The sequence below is a fragment of the Streptomyces sp. NPDC058576 genome (genome assembly GCF_042718715.1).
Taxonomy (GTDB): domain Bacteria; phylum Actinomycetota; class Actinomycetes; order Streptomycetales; family Streptomycetaceae; genus Streptomyces.
In genome coordinates this window covers 1-15600 of sequence record NZ_JBHXPF010000102.1, presented here as the reverse complement: position 1 = coordinate 15600, position 15600 = coordinate 1, and the positions used below count along the sequence as shown (strand labels likewise).

General features: G+C 71.8%; 13 protein-coding genes. 4 read left to right on the top strand and 9 right to left on the bottom strand.

What is annotated here, in order from left to right:
- Positions 1–117: 117 nt before the first annotated feature.
- The 8 genes from ACFWRV_RS35475 to ACFWRV_RS35440 all read right to left on the bottom strand — a co-directional run bounded on the left by ACFWRV_RS35475 (position 118) and on the right by ACFWRV_RS35440 (position 10779).
- A complete protein-coding gene (locus tag ACFWRV_RS35475) occupies positions 118–1584 on the bottom strand; it encodes a hypothetical protein (RefSeq protein ID WP_384340172.1) in 1467 nt (488 codons plus the stop codon).
- 95 nt (positions 1585–1679) lie between these two features.
- On the bottom strand, positions 1680–2600 hold the full coding sequence (locus ACFWRV_RS35470) for a hypothetical protein (RefSeq protein WP_384340170.1): 921 nt from the start codon (positions 2598–2600) through the stop codon (positions 1680–1682).
- Positions 2601–2882: 282 nt separating this feature from the next.
- Positions 2883–5378, bottom strand: a complete 2496-nt coding sequence (locus tag ACFWRV_RS35465; RefSeq protein ID WP_384340168.1) for a hypothetical protein — start codon at positions 5376–5378, stop codon at positions 2883–2885.
- Positions 5375–7117, bottom strand: coding sequence for a phosphate ABC transporter substrate-binding protein PstS (gene pstS, locus ACFWRV_RS35460; protein ID WP_384340166.1), 1743 nt, complete (start codon positions 7115–7117; stop codon positions 5375–5377). The genes ACFWRV_RS35465 and pstS overlap by 4 nt, the downstream gene beginning before the upstream one ends.
- Positions 7114–8406 (bottom strand): phosphate ABC transporter permease PstA, encoded by a 1293-nt coding sequence (gene pstA, locus ACFWRV_RS35455; RefSeq protein WP_384340164.1) that lies wholly within the window; start codon positions 8404–8406, stop codon positions 7114–7116. The genes pstS and pstA overlap by 4 nt, the downstream gene beginning before the upstream one ends.
- 14 nt (positions 8407–8420) lie before the next feature.
- Positions 8421–9449: a phosphate ABC transporter permease subunit PstC gene (pstC, locus tag ACFWRV_RS35450; protein ID WP_384340176.1), complete on the bottom strand. Its 1029-nt coding sequence runs from the start codon at positions 9447–9449 to the stop codon at positions 8421–8423.
- A 64-nt stretch (positions 9450–9513) separates the two neighbouring features.
- Entirely contained in the window at positions 9514–9804 is a 291-nt protein-coding gene (locus tag ACFWRV_RS35445) for a hypothetical protein (RefSeq protein WP_384340162.1), read from the bottom strand.
- Positions 9805–10140: 336 nt separating this feature from the next.
- Positions 10141–10779 carry a PH domain-containing protein gene (locus tag ACFWRV_RS35440; protein ID WP_384340160.1) on the bottom strand — a complete coding sequence of 213 codons (639 nt, stop codon included), beginning with the start codon at positions 10777–10779 and terminating at the stop codon, positions 10141–10143.
- A gap of 173 nt (positions 10780–10952) precedes the next feature.
- On the opposite strand from ACFWRV_RS35440, the gene deoC reads away from it, so the two are divergent.
- From deoC to ACFWRV_RS35425, 3 genes are read left to right on the top strand one after another with little or no spacing between them, the layout of a single operon-like run.
- Positions 10953–11900, top strand: coding sequence for a deoxyribose-phosphate aldolase (gene deoC / locus ACFWRV_RS35435; RefSeq protein WP_384340174.1), 948 nt, complete (start codon positions 10953–10955; stop codon positions 11898–11900).
- A 5-nt stretch (positions 11901–11905) separates the two neighbouring features.
- Positions 11906–13342 (top strand): aldehyde dehydrogenase family protein, encoded by a 1437-nt coding sequence (locus ACFWRV_RS35430; protein WP_384340158.1) that lies wholly within the window; start codon positions 11906–11908, stop codon positions 13340–13342.
- On the top strand, positions 13335–14249 hold the full coding sequence (locus ACFWRV_RS35425; RefSeq protein ID WP_384340156.1) for an aldehyde dehydrogenase family protein: 915 nt from the start codon (positions 13335–13337) through the stop codon (positions 14247–14249). The genes ACFWRV_RS35430 and ACFWRV_RS35425 overlap by 8 nt, the downstream gene beginning before the upstream one ends.
- A gap of 109 nt (positions 14250–14358) precedes the next feature.
- Here ACFWRV_RS35425 and ACFWRV_RS35420 read toward each other — a convergent pair whose 3' ends face one another.
- Positions 14359–14778 (bottom strand): hypothetical protein, encoded by a 420-nt coding sequence (locus ACFWRV_RS35420; protein ID WP_384340155.1) that lies wholly within the window; start codon positions 14776–14778, stop codon positions 14359–14361.
- A 62-nt stretch (positions 14779–14840) separates the two neighbouring features.
- On the opposite strand from ACFWRV_RS35420, the gene ACFWRV_RS35415 reads away from it, so the two are divergent.
- Complete coding sequence (locus ACFWRV_RS35415; protein WP_384340153.1) at positions 14841–15554, top strand: uridine kinase; 714 nt, start codon at positions 14841–14843, stop codon at positions 15552–15554.
- Positions 15555–15600 lie beyond the last annotated feature (46 nt).

The following is a 15600-nucleotide window of genomic DNA, read 5'->3' as shown; positions in this document are numbered from 1 at the left end:
TTCGGGGCTGGTTGTTTGTTTTTTTTTTGTGGGGGGGGGGGGGGGGGGGGGGGGGGGGGGGGGGGGGGGGGCCCCCCGGGGCGCGGCCCCCCCCCCCCCCCCCGGCCGGCCCGCCGGTCAGTGGGCGGTGCCGCCGAAGCTGAGCAGGCCCTTGCGGCGGACGTGGATCACGAGCGCCACGCCGAGGCTGACCAGTGCCAGCGCGCCGAGGCCGATCGCTCCGACCTGACTGCCGGTCGCCGCGAGGGGTCCGCCGGATCCGGAGCCACCGCCGCCGGATCCGTCCGAGCCGCCCGCCGTACCGCCCCCGGAGTCGCCGGCCGATCCGCCGTCGGCGCTCCCGCCGGAGTCGCCGGCCGAGGTGTCACTGGGGCCCGGTGTGGGGGTCGCGTCCGCGCCGGTGACGAAGGCGAACTCGACGCTGTGCCCGCCTTCCTTCTTCTCGGTGAGGGTCAGCGTGTGGTCGCCGTCCTCGATCTCCGCGGGCACGGTGAACTCGTAGTCCTTGACGGTGCCGTCCGCGTCCGCGGTCGCGTCCGCGAGAGCGGCCTCGCTGTCGGCGAGGACCGCCTCGACCGTGGCGTCCTTGCCGTAGCCACGAGCGGTGAGCAGGACCTTCTGGCCCGCTTCGAGGGTGGGGTTGGCGTCGAGCACGTTGCCCTCGGCGTCGGTGACGTCGAGGTCGGCGGGTTCGGTGGGGCCGTCGGTGGGACTGTCCGTGGGCGTCGGGGTGTTGGAGGGTGTCTCGGTGGCGGTGGGGGTGGCCGCGACGACGGACACGGTGCCCTCATCGGCCGAGCCGTTGTACGCCTCCGGGTCGGTCGGCGTGAACTCGGCTCTGTAGTAGGCGTAGCCCGCTGTCGCGGGAGCCTGGACCGTCAGTTCGGCCTTGCCGGCCGCCACGTCCGCGGTGCCCACTTCGGTGTACGGGCCGCCACCGGTGGCACTGAAGCCGAAGGACACCCGGCCCACGGCCGCTTCGGGGACAAGGCGCGCCGTCAGCTTGAGCGGGGCTCCCGCGACGGCCTCGGCGGGAGTCTCCAGGTTCACGGTGGTCGCCAGCACCTGGACGAGGGCCCAGTTCTCTCCGGTGACCCGGATGGTCGCCGCGAAGTAGTCGCCCGAGGTCTGTGCGCCCAGCGCCGTGTTGCAGTGCAGCCGCAGCTCGTACGTACCGTCCAGCGGGCCGGTCTTGACGACCTTGCGCAGCGTCGTCTCCAGCGTCGCGGCCCCGGCGGGCAGGGTGGTGGTGAACGGACCGGAGTCCAGCGGTGCTCCCACGTCGGAGCGGGTGATGCCGAACTCGAACGTGCTGCCCGGCTTGGGGAGGGCGAGCCCCGTCCGGACGTACGGATCGCCGGGGTTGACGGGCGTGGGGCAGGCGGCGTCCGAGGTCGCCGTGTTGACCATGCGGGCGTCGGTGATGTTTCCGGCCGCGGGCTCCAGCGTGAACGTGCCGATCCGCGCCGCCGCGGCGTGCGCGTCGGTGGCGGACAGGGCCAGCACGGTTGCCAGCAGACCGCAGACCAGCGCGAAGGCGCTGAGCAGGGCAACGGGTGATCTGAGTGGTGCGGGGCGGTTCATTTGCTTCCCCCTGGGGATGTCGTCGTCCTTGGTACGCCGTGGGGCCGGGCACCCGATGGGTGCCCGGCTGTCGCGCGCTTACGGGGTGGTGCTGATCAGCGCTCACCCTTGAGGGTGGTCGCGCCGCAGTTCGGGGCGAGGGTGAAGCCGTAGGCCTCGATGACGTCGGTCTCGGCGCAGACCTTGGAGTCGGCACCGGTGAACGTGGCGTCGATCGTGGGGTTGCTCAGCTTGGCGGTCGGGACGACGTTGTAGACGTCACGGCTGAACTGGCCGCCGTTGACCTTGCCGAGGACCGTGTTGCCGTGGCGGTCCGGGACGACGCCGCCGACCTGGGCGTTGTACTGGGAGACCGAGTACGGGGCGATGTCGCCGGCGCTGTCGAGCTCGGCGCCGTTGTGCTCCTGCATCGTGCCGACGCAGGACCCGACCGTGGGGTTGCCGATCGCGCCGAGGAAGTAGGAGAGGGTGCCCGAGCCGGCCTGCGGCAGCAGCGGCGTGAGGGCCACGCCGTTGAGCTGGGTCGTGGTGCACTCGAAGATGGACTTGAGCTGGGCCGTGGTCAGGTTGAGGTTGTTGTTGAGGGCGCTGTCCTGGCGGACGGCGACCGTCACCTTGTCCTGGGCGAACGGGATCCAGGTGAGGTCGGTGCCGGCGGCGGCCGGACCGCGGGAGGAGCGGGCGAAGTCGATGCAACCGGTGCTGCCGTCGATGGCGGCGTTCAGCGCGGTGATGCCGGCCGAGGAGCCGTTCGGGCGGGGGATGGAGCAGTTGACGGCACGCGTCTTGATGGTGGCGGAACCGGTCGCGTCGTAGGAGGCGATGGTGCTGCCGTTGTCGACGAACTCACCGAGACCGTTGAGGACGTCCTGCGTCGTGTCCGAACCGACACCGGCGAGGACGCGGTAGTCGGTCGGGGTGCCCGGGTCTGCCGCCGCGACCGGGGCGATGATGCCGAGGCCGAGAGCTGCGGCGCCGAAGGCGGCACCGGCACGAACGCGAGTCTTGACGTTCACTTCTGTTCTCCTCCGTGAATAAGGAATGCAAGGAAGGGACGCACAAGTACAATCCGGATTCTGCTTCCACCGACCCGTCGGCCGGCCACCGCAAACAATTCCGTAGACCGCTTTCCGCCACCACTAAATCCCGCTGCCGATCAGGTTACGCAGGGCTTTCCTAGGCGACATCTAGAGAATTCACCGGAAGCCGACGGAAATGCCCGGCCGGTCGGGGCCGGGGCATTTCCCCCGGCCGGGGCCAGGGGATTTCCGACGGGGCGGCCAGGCCCGCCCGTGCCGTCAGCCGGGCCCCGGCGCCGCCTTACGGGCCGCGAGCCGGAGCATCACGGGCCCGGCCAGCGCCGCGGCGCCGCCCGCGACCAGCACCCCGAGCAGCACCCAGCGCACGATCCCGAGGATCTCCGACGGGGTCAGGCCGCCGGACGCCGCGACGGCGGCCCTCTCCGGGTCGGGGGGGCCGGCCGCGGGCGGCGGGGAGCCTCCCGCCTCGCCCGCGCTCCCGGTTCCGGCGGATCCGCCGGCCGTCGTGCCCGCCGCCGCGTCGCCGGAGCCGGCGCCGGACTGCCCGCTTCCGCCGGTTCCGCCGGAGCTGCCCGCGCCGCCGGAACCGGTGGGGGCGCCGGCCGCGCCATCGGCCCCCGCCGTGCCGTTGTCGGCCGGCGCCACGACGCCGCGTTCCAGGTCGGCGGCGGCCCCGAGGGCCTGCCGGCGGAGGGCGGCCGGGAGGGGCGCGTACCCGAGGGGCAGTTCCCCCTGGGCCGTGCCCTGCGTCTGCCCGGCCCCGACGGCGTACCTGATCATCCGCGCGTAGTCCGCGCGGGCGTCCTTGGCCTGGTCCGTGGAGGCCGCCCCGTAGACGACCGCGGTCAACGGGTACGCGCCGTCGGTGGCCCGTCCCGGGTCGAGCGCCCGCACCCCGGGTACGGCGGTGTCCCGCATCTTCCCGACCGCCGCGAGCAGCGAGCCGCCGGAGGGCTTGACGTAGGCGCCGTCGGCGTTGCGGAGGGCGGCGACGTCGAGCTGGTAGCGCCGCGCCGAGGCCGCGTCCGCCAGCCCTCCCACCTGGCGCGCGCCCTGGGGTTTGCGCGTCCCGGTCAGCTTGGCACCGGTGGCGCACTCCGCGCAGACCTCGGGCTCCGTCGTCTGCCCGCTGTATCCGCGGCGCACCCGCAGGGCGCCGTCATGAAGGTGCGCGGAGTACGGGACGATCTCGGCTCCCGTGTAGAGAGCGGCCTTGCCGTCGGTCGTCGTCAGGCTGGTTTCCGTCGGGTCGGCCTTCGGGAAGTGGTCCAGCGCGTTCTTCGCCAGCTCCAGTTCCGCGTAGAACGGATTGCGTTTCATTCCCCAGGGGTCGGGCTTTCCCGCCAGGAATTCCCGGGCGTCCCGGTCGGACTGGAGATAGCGCCAGAAAAGGCGGCTCGTATCGGAGTTCTCGCCCGGTACGACGATGCCGAGGGGTCCGCTCCGGGCTGCTCGGGCACCCTTCATATGAGGGTTGAGTTCCAGGAACTCCGGGTCGCTGACCAGAGCTTGCGGATTGCCTGCCACATGCGCCGGTTCGGGGATGTTCACGCTCCAGAGCCTGACGCCGGCGCTGTAGGACTGGGTGAGCATCTTGGCCAGCAGGCGGGGGTTCAGCCGCAGATCGCGGACCCATTCGACCGGAGTACCGGTGTCCTCCCAGAGGAAGCCCACGGCCAGCCCGCTGACCGCGAGGGGGGCGTGCACCACGCCCGGTGCGCCGTCCGCGCTCTCCACCGGGTCGACCGTGACGGCCAGGCCCGGGGAGGAGGGGGTCGGCTGCGTGATCGCGGTTCGGGCCCGGTCCTCGCCGGACTGGGTGAAGGTGAACCGCGCGTCCGCGTCGTCGCACAGCACGGTCTGCCAGGACGACATGGCGTCGGTGAGGAGCTCCGACCCGATGACACGGCGCTCCGCCTTGTCGGGGGCACAGGTGTCCCCGACCGGGTCGAACGTCATCGGGAACACGATCCGCTGATTCCAGTTGGTCTGGCTCAGCGCGGAGGTGTCCAGTCCGCCGTCGGGGAACGGCTCGATCTCGTGCTCACCGCGCGGCACCACGACCAGCCAGCACGGACGCGGGCTCCGCGCGGTGCCGCTCACCGCTCCACAGCCCAGGTGGGGTGCCTGGAGCGCGGTCTGCGCCTCGAAGATCGCCTCACCGGTTCCGTCGGACTGCGTCTTGCGCATCGGTTCGGCGTTCGAGTCGTTCGGTCCGAAGTACGTGGTGTCGTGGGCCGAGTCGGTCGGCTCGCCCTCCACCGGCCGGAACGGCACGAACGGATCGAGGAAGCCGTCGCTCTGGGTGTACTCGGTCTCCAGCGGGTCCCAGTCCTTGACCAGCACGCGGCCGTAACTGTTGATCGACCCGCCCGCGACCGCCCCGAAGTCGCACTGCTCCCGGTCCGGGCCGCTGGGGTCGTCACCCCAGCACTGCATGATCTGGAGGTAGTTGACGAGATGGTTGCCGCCCTGGGTCGGCTTGCCGCCGGTCCAGGTGACCTTGACTCCCTGCGCCTGGAGGCCTGCCGTCTGGTGGACAGTCACCCGCAGAGCGGAGAAGTCGTCGTGGGGCCCCTTCGTGCCGCTCCTGGTCATCGCGGAGGGGTCACTCGCCGGTGGGCCGGCCGCCTCGGCGGCGCGGGCCTCGTCGGCCCCCTGCGGCAGCGGGACCAGCGCGAGGAGAAGTGCGGCGAGGAGTGATCCCACGCCGACCGCCGTCCGCCGCCCCGGGCGCGCGTGTGTGAACCTCATGACAGGTCTCCCTTCTTGCGGGCCCGCGCGGCCAGCGCGCGCGCGGTCAGCGGAGGGCCGACGACCACCCCGGCCAGGAGCAGGGCGGACAACGCCATCAGGGCGCCGCGCAGGCCCATCGCGTCGTCGGAGGCGAGATTGACGGGGTTGGCCACGACGGAGGCGTCGCCGCCGCCCTGCTCGGCGAGCAGTTCTCCGGTGTCGGGGTCGATCGCGCCCCCGCCGGCGGCAGCTCCGCCGCCGGACGCCTCGCCGCCCCCGGTGGCCGAGCCGTCGGCGCCGGCACCGCCCGTGGCGCCGCCGCTCGCCGCCTCGCCGGGGCCGCCGGAACCGCCCGACCCCGTGGTCGAGCCCGAGCCGCCGGTGGAGCCGCCCGAGGCCGAGCCGCCGCCGGAGCCGCCGTTCGCGCCCTGGGCGGCCGGCTTCACCGGCGTCTGGGCCTTGGCGCCCGCGGTGCCGGTGGCGCACTGGGCCGGCCCGCGCCGGTCGCACGCCTTCGGGTACGGCGCGTTCTTGGCGAGGGTGTTGCTGCCGTCCGAGGAGAAGGTGGGGTTGCGGCACTTGTTGATGTTGAAGCCGCCCGAGGGGGCGCCGGGTATCCGTCGCACCTGCTCGGCTCCGGCGAGCACGAGGTTCTTCGGCAGCGGCGAGTAGCCGAGCTCCTCCGCCTGCTGCTGGCCGTCGCAGAGGAAGTAGTTGCCGAAGGCCGCGAGCGTCTTGCCCTTGGCCTCCGTCATGGGGTTCTTGTCGCCTTCCAGCGAGGTGGGCACGATCATGTAGCTGTAGCTGGACAGCGGGTACGTACGGCGGTCGCCGGAGCGGTAGACGCCGTCGAGGACCTGGGTCAGATAGTTCGACGACGACTTGTCGTTGTTGATCCGGGCGGCCATCAGCCCCACGGCGACACTGGCCGCCGTGGGCTCCACGTAGTAGCCCGACCGGTTGAGCATCTTGACCACCGGGAAGCCGGCGCCGATGGCGTACGAGTACTCCACATAGGTGATGGCGCCCTCCGCGTGCCCCTGGCGCACATAGCCCGAGACGCCGAGCGAACCTGACTTGGCGATCTGGGACGACCCCGGCGCGTTGGGGAAGTAGGACGTCATGCCGCACGGGGTGGACCGGCCGGCGCGGCGGCAGAAGTCGTTCCAGGCGGCCCCCTGTTCCTTGGCCAGCCAGGTGGTGAACTGGGCAGTCGTTCCGGAGCCGTCGGAACGCACGACGGGGACGATCTGCCGGCTCGGCAGGTTCAGGCCGGGGTTGTCCGCCCTGATCTCCGGCGCGTTCCAGCGGGTGATCTTCGACGTGAAGATCTTGGCCAGGACGTCGCCCGACAACCGCAGGTTGGTGACCTTCTTGCCGCCGATCTTGAGGTTGTACATGAAGGCGGTGCCGCCGGCCACGATCGGCATGTAGGCGTAGCCGCGCTTGGGCGCCACGTCCTGGACGCCTCCCTCGGTGAGCCCGTACGGGATCTCGGAGACCGCGAAGTCGACCGTGCCGTTCTTGAACTGGGTGCGGCCGTCGGAGGAGCCGGTGTCCTGGTAGTTGACGGTCATGCCGAGGTTCGAGGCCACGTTGCGGGCCCACTGCGAGATCGCGTTGGAGCTCCAGGTGGAGCCCGCGCCGCTGATCTTGGTGAAGGAGGCGGCACTGGCGGACGGCTGGCCGAGGGCCAGCAGCGCGCACAGCAGAGCGGCCAGCCCCATGGCCAGCCGGGACATGGTCGCGGATCTCACGAGGTACTCCTGTGTTCGGTGGGATCGGTGCGGTCGGTGGGGTCGTGCGTGGCTTCAGGCCCGGTGGACGCCGCCTCACGGGAGGCGGCCCGCGCGGCGAAACGCTCCGCGTCGCGGCGGGAGGCGAGGACCCGGCGGTGGGTCTGCCCCTTCGTGAGCTGACCGGGATCGCGGCCGCCGATGATCCGGGCGATCACGAAGAGCAGCAGGACCAGGGCCATCAGGGTGGCCGCGGTGCCGAATCCGCGGGCGATCATGGCGGGTTCGGGGGACTTGACGAACGAGAAGGTGGCCAGGGGCAGGGAGACCTGCGGGCCGGACAGCGGGTCGGCGTTGAGTACGGCCGTGAAGCCCGAGGTCAGCAGCACGGGGGACGTCTCGCCGACGCCCCGCGCGGTGCCGAGGATGACCGACGTGGTCAGTCCCGAACGCGCCGTCGGCAGGACCACGTGCCAGACGGTGCGCCATCGCGAGGTGCCCAGTGCGTAGCTGGCCTCGCGCAGCGTGCCCGGCACCAGGCGGATCACGACGTCCGACGCCCGGATGATGATCGGCAGCATCATCACGGCAAGGGCCAGGGAGGCCGCGATGCCGGACTTCTCCACGCCCAGCGCCAGGATGACGGTGGCGTAGATGAACAGGCCCGCGACGATCGAGGGCAGGGCGGTCATCGCCTCGACGATGGTGCGGACGAAGCGGGCGAAGCGGCCCGGGACCTCGTTCAGGAACACCGCGCAGATCAGGCCGGACGGCACGGTCACCGCCAGGGCGATGGCGATCTGCTCCAGCGTGCCGACGATGGCGTGCAGGATGCCGCCGACGCCGAGGCCGTCCAACGGGCCGGCGAGTCGCATGTCCTGGGTGAAGAAGTTCCAGTGGGGCAACGCCTTGCGGCCCTCCCAGAGCGTGAAGACGATCACGAAGGCCAGCGCGACGAGCATGATCAGGCCGAGGGTGCGCACCACGACTCCGGCCAGCCGGTCCCGGATCGCCGGTCCGTCCTCGTCGAAGGAGACCAGCAGCCCGTACATCCCGAGGAACAGCACGTAGGCCACGACGACGAAGCCGACCGCCCCGTTGAAGGGCAGCATGCGCCAGAAGAGCAGCCCGGTCGTCGCCAGCGCCGCGGCCGCCGCCCCGAGCAGGGCGAAGGTGTCCGAGGCCCGGCCGAGCCGGAGGGAACGCCTCTCCTCACCGGCCGGCTCGGCCGACCGGGCGGAGTGCGCGGGCAGCACGGTGCGCGGTGGACGCCGTGGTGCGGAGTGCGGGGACTGCGGAGCGAGGGTCATTGCGGCGGGTTCCCCTAGGCGTCGCTGGAGGCGCCGGAGCGGCTGCGGGCGACGATCGACGAAGCGGCGAAGTTGACGACGAGGGTCATGAGGAAAAGGGCGAGGCCGGCGGCCATCAGCGCGGACATACCGAACGGGCTGGCCTCGCCGTAGCGCAGGGCGATCAGGGCGGCGACCGAACTGGTGCCGTTCTGCAGGACGTGCCACTGGATCTCGAACACCGGCGAGATGATCAGGTAGACGGCGATCGTCTCGCCGAGCGCCCGCCCGAGGCCGAGCATCGTGCCGCCGATCATGCCGCCCTTGCCGAACGGGAGGACGACGTTGCGGATCATGCCCCAGCGGGTGGCGCCGAGCGCGAAGGCGCCCTCGCGCTCGCCGGCGGGCGCCTGGGAGAACACCTCGCGCATCACGGAGCAGATGATCGGCGCCACCATGAGGCCGACCACCAGGCCGGCGATCAGCGTGGAGGAGGTGTAGACCGTCTCGGGTGCGAGCGGGTCGGTCGGGTCGGCCCCGTCGACGGTGAAGAGCGGGATCCAGCCGAAGTAGGTGGCGATCCAGCGGGCGGTGGGCAGCAGGGCGCCTTCGAAGAAGAACAGCCCCCACAGCCCGTAGACCACCGAGGGCACCGCCGCCATCAGGTCGACGATGCTGATCAGGGTCCGGCGCAGCCGGGGCGGCGCGTACTCCGAGATGTAGAGCGCGCCGCCGATGGCGAGCGGCACGGCGACGACGATCGCGGTCAGGGCGATGAGCACCGTGCCGATCAGTACGGCGGCGATACCGAAGCGTCCTGCGTCCGGTTCCCAGGACTGGGTCGTGAGGAAGGACCAGCCCGCCCGCTCCAGCGCCTGCCACGCCCGGTACAGGAGGAACCCCCCGACCAGGAGCATCACGGCGAGCACCAGACCACCGCCCCCGCGCGCCACGCCGCGGAACACCCGGTCGGGCAGACCGGGGTCCTGGTGCAGGTGCCGGGCGTGGTCGGGTACGGCTGCTGGCTCCCCGGCCGGCGGGGGTCGCTCCTTTGTTCGCGTCATCACGCCCACGACCCTGGCGGGAGGCCCTTAACCCGTCAGCTTCGAGACGTGAACGAGCCGCCCCCTAGAGGCAACTTCCGGTGACGCCGCCCATCTCGGAGAGCAGCGACCGGAAGCGGTCGTAGGCCGCCCGGCACGTCGAGTGGCGTTCGTACGCCCGGGCGGAGACCGCTGTCACATCCCCGTTCGGCTTTCGCAGCAGCCAGACCCAGCCGTTGCCGGAGGGCGTGTGCTGGACCGCTCCCGTCTGTTCCCCATGGCGGTCGCGCAACTCCTCGAAGGCGCGCCCGCAGTCGCCCGGCGCGTCGAACGCCTGGGCAGACACCGCGACCACGCGGCCGTTCTGCGCGATCATGCGCCAGCCGTACCTCCCCTGCGTATCGACGTCGATGCGACATCGCGCCCGTACGGCGTCCGTTCTGTCGGCATCCCCGGAACCGGTCATCTCGCCCCACCCCCCGTCGCTCTGTTCGGAAGTCGAGCGACAGGCGCAATTTATTGAGATGGGCGTGACAGCAGGGACCACAAACCAGGCACGCGGTCGGTTTTCATCGGGATGTAGCCCTTAGGGCGTCCGGCATACACCGGACAGGCTCCTCGCGCCCGCCCCCGCGCACCGCTCGCACCGCTCGCACCGCTCGCACCGCTCGCACCGAGAAGGCTCCACCGGCCCGTGACGCGACGGCACGCCTCAGCCGATCGCCCCCACCACCACGAGCAGGACGGCCCCCGCGACGGCCGGGGCGATCACCTCGTACGCCCAGCGGACCGAGCCCCGGTCCGCGCCCTCGGGGGTCGTGTCACCGGCCCGTTCGGCGATGTCCCGCAGATCGCGGACGGTCTGGTCGGCGGACGCGGTGCGCGCGGCCGCGTCGCGGACGTCGGCGCTGACCGAGGTCCGGCCGTAGGGGTCGTCGTGCGCCGCACGGGCCGCGCTGCGCGCCGCGCGCTTGCGGGCGCGCAGGGAGACGGGAATCGCCCACAGCTGGTACTTCGTGCCGTCCTGGGCGAGCAGCTCGGAGGAGTACGACGCCCGTACGTCGGCGACCTCGGTCCAGGGGAGCTCGATCGTCCGGAACGGGTTGCGGACCCGGATGTGCGCGTCGTCGGTGAAGACGGCGGGCCGCAGGGTGAACGCCACGACCAGCGGCACCACGAGGAGCAGCGCGGCAGCCGCGAGCCACGGCATCCGTCCCTCGCCCCGGATGATGGCGTCCCCGGCCATCCAGGCGATCAGCAGGAGCAGCAGCGACCCGCAGACCAGTGCGGCGACGGAACGGTAGGTCCGTGTCGCGGGGGGCGACTCTGCGGAAGGTGTGGGGCTCGTCATGGGGCCGATTCTGCCTGACGGGCGCGGAGAGCCGCGGCGCGGAGGGCCCGGGGTGCGGACGCCGTGCCTGAGCGCCCCGGGGATCCGGAGTGCGGCGGCCGGGTGCGGGACGCACGGATGGCCCGGCCCCCTGTACAGGTCGCTACGCGCGTAGATATGCTCCTCTGGTGACCATGCCCACCACTGCTCCCGCATTTTCCGACGCGACGGCGTCCGACAGTGCGCTGCGCCGCTTCCTGTTCGGGCTGCCCGGCGTCGACGCCGTCGGCCTCGAAGCGCGCGCCGCCTCCCTCGGAACCCGTTCGATCAAGACGACGGCCAAGGCGTACGCCATCGATCTCGCCATCTCGATGATCGACCTGACGACGCTGGAAGGCGCGGACACCCCGGGCAAGGTCCGGGCTCTCGCCGCCAAGGCCGTCAACCCCGACCCGACCGACCGCACGACCCCGCGCACCGCCGCGGTCTGCGTCTACCCCGACATGGCGGCCACCGCAGCCGCCGCGGTCGCCGGCTCCGGCGTGAAGGTGGCGTCCGTGGCGACCGCCTTCCCGGCGGGCCGCGCCGCGCTGGACGTCAAGCTCGCGGACGTCCGCGACGCCGTGGCGGCCGGGGCCGACGAGATCGACATGGTGATCGACCGGGGGGCGTTCCTCTCCGGCCGGTTCCTCAAGGTGTACGAGGAGATCCTCGCCGTGAAGGCGGAGTGCGGCGAGGCCCGGCTCAAGGTGATCTTCGAGACCGGCGAGCTGTCCACGTACGACAACATCCGCCGGGCCTCCTGGATCGGGATGCTCGCGGGCGCGGACTTCATCAAGACCTCGACCGGCAAGGTGGCCACCAACGCCACCCCCGCGAACACCCTCCTCATGCTGGAGGCCGTCCGCGACTTCCGGGCGGCCACCGGCGTACAGATCGGTGTGAAGCCGGCCGGCGGCATCCGCACCACCAAGGACGCGGTGAAGTTCCTGGTCCTGGTGAACGAGACCGCGGGCGAGGACTGGCTGGACCCGCACTGGTTCCGGTTCGGCGCGTCCAGCCTGCTCAACGACCTGCTGATGCAGCGCCAGAAGCTCAGCACCGGCCGTTACTCCGGCCCCGATTACGTGACGGTGGACTGATAGCCATGGCATCCGCATTCGAGTACGCACCGGCGCCGGAGTCCCGTTCCGTCGTCGACATCGCTCCCTCCTACGGGCTGTTCATCGACGGCGAGTTCACCGAGGCCGCCGACGGCAAGGTCTTCAAGACCGTCTCGCCGAGCAGCGAGGAAGTCCTCTCCGAGGTCGCGCAGGCCGGCGCGGCGGACGTGGACCGGGCTGTGAAGGCGGCCCGCAAGGCGTTCGAGAGGTGGTCGGCGCTGCCCGGCTCCGAGCGCGCCAAGTACCTGTTCCGGATCGCCCGGATCATCCAGGAGCGCAGCCGTGAGCTGGCCGTCCTGGAAACCCTCGACAACGGCAAGCCGATCAAGGAGACCCGCGACGCGGACCTCCCGCTGGTCGCGGCGCACTTCTTCTACTACGCGGGCTGGGCCGACAAGCTGGACCACGCGGGGTACGGGGCGAACCCGCGCCCGCTGGGTGTGGCCGGGCAGGTCATCCCGTGGAACTTCCCGCTGCTGATGCTCGCGTGGAAGATCGCCCCGGCGCTCGCCACGGGCAACACGGTGGTCCTGAAGCCCGCCGAGACGACCCCGCTGAGCGCGCTGTTCTTCGCGGACATCTGCCGCCAGGCGGGACTCCCCCAGGGCGTCGTGAACATCCTCACCGGCTACGGGGACGCGGGCGAGGCCCTGGTCACGCACCCGGACGTGAACAAGGTCGCCTTCACCGGCTCGACCGCCGTGGGCAAGGCCATCGCGCGCTCCGTCGCGGGCACCGACAAGAAGGTCACCCTGGAGCTGGGCGGCAAGGGCGCGAACATCGTGTTCGACGACGCCCCGATCGACCAGGCCGTCGAGGGCATCGTCACCGGGATCTTCTTCAACCAGGGCCAGGTCTGCTGCGCGGGCTCCCGGCTGCTGGTCCAGGAGTCGGTGCAGGACGAGGTGCTGGACGCCCTGAAGCGCCGGCTCTCCACGCTGCGCCTGGGCGACCCGCTGGACAAGAACACCGACATCGGCGCGATCAACTCCGCCGAGCAGCTCGCCCGGATCACCTCCCTCGTGGAGACCGGCGAGGCGGAGGGCGCGGAGCGCTGGAGCGCGCCGTGCGAACTGCCCTCGTCGGGCTACTGGTTCGCTCCGACCCTCTTCACCAACGTCACCCAGGCCCACACGGTCGCCCGCGACGAGATCTTCGGCCCGGTGCTCTCCGTCCTCTCCTTCCGTACCCCGGACGAGGCGGTCGCCAAGGCCAACAACAGTCAGTACGGCCTCTCGGCCGGCATCTGGACGGAGAAGGGCTCCCGCATCCTCGCGGTGGCGAACAAGCTCCGCGCGGGCGTCGTCTGGGCCAACACGTTCAACAAGTTCGACCCGACGTCGCCGTTCGGCGGCTACAAGGAGTCGGGCTACGGCCGCGAGGGCGGCCGCCACGGCCTGGAGGCGTACCTCGATGTCTGAGCAGAACCGTCTTGGCGTCTTCAAGACCTACAAGCTGTACGTCGGGGGCAAGTTCCCCCGCTCCGAGAGCGGCCGGGTGTACGAGGTGACGGACTCCAAGGGCCAGTGGCTCGCCAACGCGCCGCAGTCCTCCCGCAAGGACGCGCGCGACGCGGTCGTGGCCGCGCGCAAGGCGTTCGGCGGCTGGTCGGGCGCGACCGCGTACAACCGGGGCCAGGTCCTCTACCGCGTCGCGGAGATGCTGGAGGGCCGCAAGGAGCAGTTCGTCCGCGAGGTCGCCGCCTCCGACGGGCTGTCGAAGTCCAAGGCGGCGGCCGTGGTGGACGCGGCGATCGACCGCTGGGTCTGGTACGCGGGCTGGACCGACAAGATCGGCCAGATCGCGGGCGGGGCCAACCCGGTGGCGGGCCCGTTCTTCAACCTCTCCACCCCGGAGCCGACCGGCGTGGTCGCGGTCCTCGCGCCGCGGAAGTCGTCGTTCCTCGGCCTGGTCTCGGTGATCGCCCCGGTCATCGCGACCGGCAACACGGCCGTCGTCATCGCCTCGGCGGACGCCCCGCTGCCCGCGCTCTCCCTCGGAGAAGTGCTGGCCACCTCGGACGTCCCCGGCGGCGTGGTCAACATCCTGTCCGGCGCGACGGCGGAGCTGGCGGCCCCGCTCGCCGCCCACCAGGACGTCAACGCGATCGACCTCACCGGCGCGGACGCCGAGTTGGCCAAGGAGCTGGAGATCGCGGCCGCCGACAACCTGAAGCGCGTGCTGCGCGCACCCGTCACCGCGGACGGCGCGTCGGACTCCGCCGACTGGTCGGCCTCCCCCGGCACGCACCGCCTGACGGCGTTCCTGGAGACGAAGACCGTCTGGCACCCCACGGGCGCGCTGGGAGCCGCGGGCTCCTCGTACTGAGTCGCGTACCGACTGCCTGAGTCGCGTACGGACTGCGACCGCCCACCAGGTACCCGAACGGGGCCGCCCTCCCACCCCGGGGCGGCCCCGTTCGCCGTGTCCCGGCGCGTCAGCCGGTGACGAGCTTGGTCACCGACCCCACCACGGGCAGGTCGCTCAGCGCGCCGCCGCTGGTGATCGGGTCGGTGACGATGGCGGTGGTCACCGGCTTGAAGTCGGCGATCTGGGTGCCCACGGCGTTGTCCAGCGGGTCCACCCCGGTGTTGGCCAGCGGGTCCAGCTGAAGGTTGGTGATCGGGGCGACGCTGCTGGCCAGCGAGGTCCCGAGCGCGCTGGTCACCGCAGGCCCGGCCGTCTCACCGATCGCCTGGAGGGCGGAGACGCCCTGCTCAGGAACCTCGGCCGCTGGCGGCAGCGAGACGGCCTGTGCGGAGCCCGCACCGGCCCCCAGCGCGGCCCCCAGCGCGGTGAAGGTCAGACCGGCGCGCAGCAGGACGCGCCGTTCGGGCTTACGTGCATGAAGTGCCATGTTTTCCACCTGATCGAGCCTGGTCGGGTAATCGTCCGTACGCGCAGAGTAGTTGAGGTGTGATGCTGGATACCAACAGGAGGCCCGAGGGGTCCCCTGCGCGGGTCAATGCCTCACACTTCTGTTCTGTGAGTTCCAGTTCCCAGCCCATACCGACCCGCGTCGTGCTGCTCGCGGGCCCCTCCGGCTCCGGCAAGTCCGTCCTGGCAGCCCGCACCGGCCTCCCGGTGCTGCGCCTGGACGACTTCTACAAGGAGCACGACGACCCGACGCTGCCCCGGGTCCCAGGCTCCACGGACATCGACTGGGACTCCGCGGCGTCCTGGGACGCGGACGCGGCGGTGGCGGCCATCGCGGAGCTGTGCCGGTGCGGCCGGACGGACGTTCCGGTGTACGACATCGCCACCAGCTCCCGTACGGACCACGAGGCCTTCCACATCGAGCGCTCGCCGCTGTTCGTGGCCGAGGGCATCTTCGCGGCGGACATCGTGGAGCGCTGCCAGGAACTGGGGCTGCTGGCCGACGCGCTGTGCCTGCGCGGCCGCCCGTCCACGACGTTCCGCCGACGCCTGGTGCGGGATCTGCGCGAGGGCCGCAAGTCGGTCCCGTTCCTGCTGCGGCGCGGCTGGCGGCTGATGCGGACCGAGCGGCGCATCGTGGCCCGTCAGACGGCCCTGGGGGCCCATCCCTGCGGCAAGGAAGAGGCGCTGGGGCGGTTCGCGGCCGCGGCGGCGGGGCGGTGCCGGCGTGGGGCTTCGGCGGGGCGGTCGGTGTAGGGCGTGTCGTTTGGATCATGCCGGGCTCGTGGGTCCGGCCTGATCC